Below are 7422 nucleotides of genomic sequence, written 5' to 3' on the forward strand. Positions count from 1 at the left end.
CTGATGTCGCGTCGAGCAGCCCGCATCACAGACCGGCCTCAGCCATCACGCGGGCGAGAATCCGGCGGCTCGTTCTCGGCAGTTTCCGGCGGTCGCCGGCGAGCATCTGTTGCTCGAAGCAGACGCACACGCGGCGGACCGCGAGTTCGACGTCGCGGGCCACCTCCGCGGGCGTCTCCGAATCGGGGAACTCGACCAGCTCGTACGCGGCGTCCTGGCAGACCTCCCAGGTCTGCTGGGCGCGGCTGTCGCCGGAGGCCGTGTCGTTCTCGTCGGCCGTGCGCCACGGGGCCTGGTACCGCCCACTGGCCACCAGGTCCGCGACGGCCGAACGGTAGAGGCACAGCGGCGGCTCCTGGGCACAGACCAGCTCGCAGACGGGGTATGGGGAGAACTCGCGGGCGTCCAGCCGGTGCACCGTCCCGCGAAATGCCGCCGCCAGCTCGCTGGCGTGCGGGTTCCCGGCCAGTCTGGCGAGCAGCAGCTCGCGGAGGCGGTCACGGAACTCGGCCGTGTCGGCGTACGACCACCCGCCCTGGATGCCACGGCGGGTGGCGAGCCAGTCCGATCCGTGCCCGAGATAGGCCCGGGACAGGTCGTCCGGCTGGACGGTGACCGGTCGCTGCGCCCGCAGCACGAGAAGCAGGTCGTCCCAGAGCCGTTCGAGCGCATCCGGCCGGGTGGTGAGAGAGAGCACCAGCCTGCTCAGGGTCCGCCGCGCGGATTCGTCGTCCGAGATCCGCCGCGCCGCCTCGCACGCCGCCGGGGTCGCGCAGGTCGACGCGCAGAAGGGCTGTGGGAGGAAGAGGTCGTCGAACGAGCCCGCGGCCCGCCACCGTCGCATGTGCTCGGCCACCCGGGTGTCGGACGGTGGAGCGGCGGAGATCGCGTCCTTGACGAGGGGAACCCGCACCAGCAGAGGTGCGTCGTCGCCGCCGCTGAAGACCACCGCCTCTCCCACGTCGAGCGAGGTCAGGGCGGACGACTGCCGCTCGTCCATCGCCATGGCGCCGGACAGCGCCGCCCGGTCGTCCGCCGCGACGGTCCGATGCGCGATCTTGAGATTCGTGTTCTTGATGACGTCGGGGGCGAGCCGGACCGGCGCCTGGTCGACGATCACGACACCCTGGCCATAGGCGCGGATCTCCGACAACAGATGGGAGAACGTCTGGACGGCCCTGCCCCGCGGGTTCGCCGTCTCCTCGGAGGCCGGCGTCGCCACGTTGGCCAGCAGCCGATGGGCTTCCTCGATGACGAGCAGGTGCACGAGGTCCGCCGACTGCCCCTGTGCCCGCCGGTGCTCGGCGAGCCGGATGAGCAGCAGTCCGATGAGGAAGGCCCGGTCCCCCTCGTCACCGAGCGCCTCGAGCTCGACGACGGTCGGCATGCCGAACAGTTCCCGCGCCGGCAGCGACCGGACGACGTCCAGCATCGCGCCCTTGGCACCTTGGCGCAGCGAGTCGAGCCGGGTGACGAGAGCGGCCGTCAGATCTCCGGTGACCTTCTGGTCGTAGCCGAGCGTCCTGATCACGTATTCGCTCTTCGCGATCAGGTCGGACAGCGTGGGGAAGGCGGCGGCCCTGTCCAGATCCGCCGCCTGGCGGCCGTCGGGCGCGCCGAGCCGCGCGTTGGTGTTCGTCCGCAGGTCCCACCCCCGGTCGACATAGACGTCGTGGAGGCAACGTTCCAGAATCTGCGGCAGGGGCGTCCACATGCCGAACGCCGCGGTGAAGACCGCCCGCAGCAGGTTGAGGTGCTCGCTCACCGACGTTCCCACGGGCACCTCGAACGGGTTGAGCACGAACGGTCCAACAGTCGGGTCGCCCGCGGTGAACACACGCATCCGCGGGCCCAGTGCCGGATGGTCGATGAGTGCCCGATACTCGGCCTTCGCCGGCTCGATCAGCAGGAACGGGACGTCGTGCGCCGTGGCCGCCAGCAGCAGCGACATGATCGTGTTGGTCTTGCCGGATCCGGTCAGACCAGCGACGAAGGCGTGGCGCGTCAGGGAGCGACGGGACACCTTGTACGTCCCGGCCGTCGGACGACGGTGTTGCAGTACGCGACCGACCAGCAGACCCTCGTCGCCTTCGACCGCCGGTCGCGCCACCACGTCGAACCGAGCGGCAACGTCGACCGAGAAACCGGGCGTCTCGATCTCTGGAAGGTGTGCGCACGCCGCGAGCTGGGCTGTCGAGAGAAAGGTCTGGCATTCGAACGGACGTCGGTAGAGTCCAGGCGGGTTGTCGCCCGGCTGGTTCGGCATCGCCCAGGCCGTGACCAGCTCGCCGACCTGGTCACGGTCGAACACCCGGACCGGTTCGGGCAACGAGCGCTCGCCACACATGACGCTGCGCCATGCCGCAGCCAGCCGCGGATAGCTCTCGTGATCGCCACCGAGGTATACGGCGGTGCGCCACGCCCCGACGGCAAGACCTTCTCCCGCGGAACGGAGCACCGCCCTCAGGAACTCCACGTACTGCGCGGTCAGCGGGCTGGGCGCGCGCGCGTCCTGGGCTGCCGACTCGACCGCGCGCATCTCGTTGAGGACCATGTTCCGGATGTTGCCGACCGTCTCCTCGCCGAGGGGATACGCGAGCACGAGAGCGCCCCAGTGAGCGCCACTCATCGAACGGATCACCCGGTCCATCGGCGCGGCCCCGTCGTGCTGGTCGACTCCCGCCGGCGCGGGGACTCCGAGTGCCATGCCGGACAGCGGCCAACGAGGTGGCAGAACGGCGGCGCTCTCCACGTCGACGATGGGATACAGGCCCCTCAGGACGGACTCGACCACGCCGATCCGACGATCCTGGATGGCGCCCGAGCCGGCCTTCGTCGACCAGGTCCCCATCTGGACGGACACCCCGTCAGGCGCGCCGAGCACCTGCAGGGCGAACGGGATGCGGTATCCGTAGAGGCCGGTGATCAGCTCCGTGGTAGGGGACCGCCACCGTTCGCCGTCCGCTGCCACCGTCGCGCGGCGGAGCTTCTCCGTCCTGCCCACGCCTCGCACCCGAAGCAGTCGACGCGCACCGGGCACAGCCTCCGTCCACGGCGCTCCGAGGAACGTCGGCCCGGGACCGCAACGCTGCAAGTAGTCCATTCGCACCGTGGTGACGGATGCTGTGGACATCGTTCCACCGTCCTCTTCCACGTTTTCGGCAGCCGACCGCGCCAGCTGTTCACGCCGACTACTGGACCTCGGCGCCGGTCGAAGCGTTAATGACTTTCTTCGCTATCAAGGCCCCGTGCTTCCAGCGCCCGGAGACCTCGACCTCGTCGCCGTCGCTGAGCCGCCCGGTCCGGTGCCGGTAGTAGTCGACATTGACCTCGACCGGGGGCATCCGGTTACCCATGGCGTCGTATCGTTCGACACGAAATCTCAGGACGCCATCGGTCTCGGACACGCCCCGGGCGACCCCGCGGACCTTGTCGTTGCCACGCCTGGCCTGCTGGTCGACGGGCTGTGCACGCTCACCTGGCTGCAGCAGGCGCTGCAGCCAGTCGGACGCTGCGTCGAACGCGCTCGCCGGTCCCGCCGTGCTTTCGGGTGCCGCCTGCCCGGGAACCTGAGGCGGCGGCCGCCACGGCAGCGGCTGGGCCCGCTTCGACGTGGAAGGTGCCGCCTGGGAGGAGACTGTCGGCACGAATTCGGCGTCCATGTCTTCGGTGACGTCGAGGTATTTGCCCGGCTGCGGGCCGACGTCCTGGCTGTCGGTACTACCGTCGGCGCGGAACGTCAGCCGCGCCCGGCCGACCCGGATCGAATCACCCGACACGAGCAGCTGCGGCGCGCTGATCGTCCGCCTGTTGACACGTACGCCGCGGGCGGGATCCAGGTCGCGGATCAGCCAGCCCTCAGCACGCCGCTCAATCTCCGCGTGTCGACCGGAGACGGTCCCGTCGCCGGGGAACGCCAGGTCGTTGCCGTGGTCCCGGCCGAGCGTGAAGGGACTGCGCGACACCGCGATCGCCAGGAGTTGGCCCCCCTGGGACAACTCCAGGAACACCTTGTTCACGGTTACCTCCGACAATTGGCCAAGATCGGCCCACCGGGTCAGCTACTACCTGCTCGCCGATCCAAATTCGACACCGTAGTGGACGGTTCGGCAGCCATCCATGAATTTCCGGCGACGCTGTAAATGTCGACTGGACGACAGCGACGGAAAACCGGTTCGGGCGGCTGGGCGGCGCCGGGCGACCGTCGCGGTCAGCCGACGACAGCGCCGGCGAAGATCCCCGCCAGGACGAAGAGCATGAACAGGGCGAAGAACGTCAGGCCGGCCGCGGTCACCACCTTTTCCGAGGCGGCAGAACCGTGGATCCGCGCTCCGGTGGAAAGGTTGGTGGTATTCTTCGCCAGCAGCGTTCCACGAGACCAGCGGCCGGAGACTTCGTCGCCGTCGTCGAGCTGACCGCTCTGGTAGTGGGTGAACTCCGCACCGACCGGGCGCAGCCGGTTGCCCATGGCGTCATATCGCTCGATGCGGAACGACAGAACGGCACCTTTCCCCGTCTGGAGGACCTGAACGTACCGGGCGGTACCGCGGATATCGCCCTCGGCGCCGTCCCGGTCGGGCACGGAGTGACTGCGCGACACCGCGATCACCCGTGCTCACCATGGGAGAGTTCCCGAAACATCTTGTCCACGCATACCTCCGACCAGCCGGCCAGGATCGGCGCACCCGCCTCTAGTAGACGGTTCGCGCCCGCCCATCGTTCCTACTGGGAAAACTATCGGCCGATCCCGCCGAGGGGCAGGGTGCAGGCCGCACGTTTCCGGGAGTGCTGGCACCCCAGACCGCCGCTAGCCGACGGAAAAGCATATCGGGACCAGCAGTCGCCTCACTCGTAATGCGACGCCACCTCCATCGCGGGCCAGCCCTATGCGGGCTCCCACTGATGATCACCCGCCTGCGGTCCGCCCTTCGCCAAGACTCGACCGTTCGCCAACTCTGTGGTGAAGCCCAGGTGGTCAGGTCATGAGGCAAGAGCCGTGTTCAGAAACTCCCACCGCACGTGTCACTGGGAACGCGTGTCCGGGCTGTCGACAGCCAAATGACCGAAAGCGTCGCTCCAGGCCGCATACCACTGGCGGAACCATGGATGGGACTGCGCGAGCGGGACGACAGAGCGCACCGTCTCCTGGTAGTACGAACGACGTTTCTCCGGCCGAGGATGTGCGTCCAGCCGCTGCACGTTGCTCAGCCGGTCCGCCAGCTTCACCAACAGTGCATCATCCGGAGCGCTAAGCAACCGTGTCAGATATGCCACCCGCACCTCCTCACGTGTCTGGCCCTCCGACGGTGCGGGCTTGGTCACCCAGTCGACCAAGCCCGCGACGCGGTCACCGAAGCGCTCGCGCACATCCTCCAGCGAGCACTCCGTGTCCTCGACCACATCGTGGAGCACGGCCGCGCGCAACACGTCGATGTCAGTCGTTCCGATCGCCTCCACCAACACACACACGACCTCAAGCAGATGCTCGGCATAAGGCTCACCCGCCGGCCGAGTCTGGTCCCCGTGCCACCGAACAGCGAAGGCGACCGCATCATCCAGCGAGGCTAGATCCTGTTCCGCAATGCGCCTGGCCAATCGCTCACGCACGGACGGCCAACCGGCCGCCGCCTCGAACACCTGCAACATGCCCCGAGCTCCCTTCACGTGCCACAGCGACCGGCAAGCAGAACGCCCTCGCACACGATCACATCAGGACACTACTAGTGATCCACGACATGCCCGTGCCTGCTGAAAGGTGGGGTCTGACCAGGGCAAGCCGGACGGCGGCGTACGGCTGGGGTCCGACTGCTGCGATCGAAACTCGCAGCTCACACGAGATTCCGCAGGCTACCGGCCGCCGAATCGGATTGAAGCATGGCGCCCGTTGGTGGTGTCCGGAGAGATCGGAATTTTGGCTGCCTCGGGTTTGAAGGTGACTCCGGGACGGATGGGCGCTGGTAGGCGGGCCGGTCATGCCGCTTGATGGTCAAAGAGGCTCGGCTGTCCGGCCTTCCACGGATTTCGTTGGGAAGCCGACCCGTACCGCAGGCGCCTCCGACGCCGAGGAACGGAAGCGGCGCGGCAGCTCTGCTTTTCCCTGCTGCCGCTGGTACAGCGACCCGACGTGGAACGCTGTGTCTCGACGTCAGGGGCCACCCCTGGATGCGCTTTCCGCCTTCGGCCATGGCGCGGTGCGGGGCGCGACGCCCCCGGCGAGCACGGCCGCTTGCGGCCGCGCACAGGCGGTCGCGCGGCGCAGCCTGCACCGCGCGCTCTTGACGAGATCGTCGACCCGTCGGAACGGGCGGAGTCCACGAAGTCGAACTACCGCGTCATGGTGAACAACCACATCCGCCCGGTTCTCGGCTCGTGCCGGCTCGTCGAGCTGAAGCACGAGGATCTTCAGCGGTTCTGAACCGCAAGGCGGCGGACGGGTACAGCACGTCGACCATGCGCACGCTGCGTTCCGTCCTGCGGCAGGCGCTCAACGAAGCGGTCATCACCGAGAAGATCAGTCGCAATGTCGCCGAGACGCTGCGGGTCCCGAAAGCGCGGAAGCCGAAGCGGAAGGTGGCCGCGCTGAGCAGGGACGACGGGCTGCGGCTGCTCGACGAAGCGAAGTCCACCCGGCATTACGCCCTGTATGTGCTGCTGGCGCTGGTCGGTCTACGCCGTGGGGAAGCGCTCGCGTTGAGCTGGTCCGACTTCGACGAATCGGCGTGCACGCTGCGGGTGGAACGCCAGGTGACCCGGGTGAGTGGCGTGAAGGGGCTGGTCGTCGGCCCGACGAAGAGTCAGGCCGGAACGCGCACGCTCACGCTGCCGACCCGGTGTGTCCGGGTGCTCTGGGCGCACCGCACTGCCCAGCACGCCCACCGGCAGGCCGCGGGGAAGCGGTGGAAGGAGAACGGGCTGATCTTCCCGAGCACCGTCGGTACGCACATGGAGCCGCGCGGGCTGAACACTCACCTGTCCAAGCTGTGCAAGCGGGCCGGGCTGCCGCACCTCGGGCCGCACGCGCTGCGGCACACCGCGGCGACGATGGCCTACGCGCTCGGTGTCGACTGGAAGCAGATACAGGGGATGCTCGGCCACACGATGCTGTCGACGACCATGGACATCTACGTGGACATGGTCGACACCGTGCACGGTGACGCGGCGGCCAAGCTGGACGGCTGGTTCCCGGTGGAGGACAACGAGGCCCCGGAGGACGGGACGACCGAGGCGGAGGGGGCCTGACGGGCTGTTGGCTGTCAAAAGAACAGAGCCCCGCGCCGTGTTATCGGCTGCGGGGCTCTGAGGTGAGGATTTCCGGTGTGGGCTGGGTCGGCTGCGGGCGTGGCTGACCGCGCCGGGTGGTCGGGCCTGGCGTGACGGGGTGGCTGTTTGGTTGTGGCTATTCCTCCCGGGTAGTCAGGCAGC

At 68.5% G+C, this 7422-nt stretch carries 6 protein-coding genes; 2 read left to right on the forward strand and 4 right to left on the reverse strand.

Features of this window, described 5'->3' with window-relative positions; all coding sequences use genetic code 11:
• Positions 1-25: 25 nt before the first annotated feature.
• The 4 genes from FMEAI12_RS20950 to FMEAI12_RS20970 all read right to left on the reverse strand — a co-directional run bounded on the left by FMEAI12_RS20950 (position 26) and on the right by FMEAI12_RS20970 (position 5646).
• Entirely contained in the window at positions 26-3133 is a 3108-nt protein-coding gene (locus FMEAI12_RS20950) for an ATP-binding protein (RefSeq protein ID WP_112107548.1), read from the reverse strand.
• 58 nt (positions 3134-3191) lie between these two features.
• Complete coding sequence (locus FMEAI12_RS20955; RefSeq protein ID WP_131626639.1) at positions 3192-4019, reverse strand: FHA domain-containing protein; 828 nt, start codon at positions 4017-4019, stop codon at positions 3192-3194.
• 191 nt (positions 4020-4210) lie between these two features.
• Positions 4211-4582, reverse strand: coding sequence for a hypothetical protein (locus FMEAI12_RS20960; RefSeq protein ID WP_160144305.1), 372 nt, complete (start codon positions 4580-4582; stop codon positions 4211-4213).
• Positions 4583-5022: 440 nt separating this feature from the next.
• A complete protein-coding gene (locus FMEAI12_RS20970) occupies positions 5023-5646 on the reverse strand; it encodes an HD domain-containing protein (protein WP_112107552.1) in 624 nt (207 codons plus the stop codon).
• A 580-nt stretch (positions 5647-6226) separates the two neighbouring features.
• Here FMEAI12_RS20970 and FMEAI12_RS38425 point away from each other — a divergent pair.
• Together FMEAI12_RS38425 and FMEAI12_RS20975 are read left to right on the forward strand one after the other, a co-directional pair.
• Positions 6227-6415: an N-terminal phage integrase SAM-like domain-containing protein gene (locus FMEAI12_RS38425; protein WP_235014255.1), complete on the forward strand. Its 189-nt coding sequence runs from the start codon at positions 6227-6229 to the stop codon at positions 6413-6415.
• A 35-nt stretch (positions 6416-6450) separates the two neighbouring features.
• The gene (locus tag FMEAI12_RS20975; RefSeq protein WP_235014257.1) at positions 6451-7239 is read left to right on the forward strand and encodes a site-specific integrase; all 789 of its coding nucleotides are present in this window, start codon (positions 6451-6453) and stop codon (positions 7237-7239) included.
• Positions 7240-7422 lie beyond the last annotated feature (183 nt).

The organism is Parafrankia sp. Ea1.12 (assembly GCF_900465275.1).
Lineage (GTDB): Bacteria > Actinomycetota > Actinomycetes > Frankiales > Frankiaceae > Parafrankia > Parafrankia soli.

Bases quoted from the DNA above. Each gene is read 5' to 3' on its own strand.
- FMEAI12_RS20970 (WP_112107552.1), bottom strand. From the start codon at position 5,646: ATGTTGCAGGTGTTCGAGGCGGCGGCCGGTTGGCCGTCCGTGCGTGAG.
- FMEAI12_RS20975 (WP_235014257.1), top strand. From the start codon at position 6,451: ATGCGCACGCTGCGTTCCGTCCTGCGGCAGGCGCTCAACGAAGCGGTC.
- FMEAI12_RS20950 (WP_112107548.1), bottom strand. From the start codon at position 3,133: ATGTCCACAGCATCCGTCACCACGGTGCGAATGGACTACTTGCAGCGT.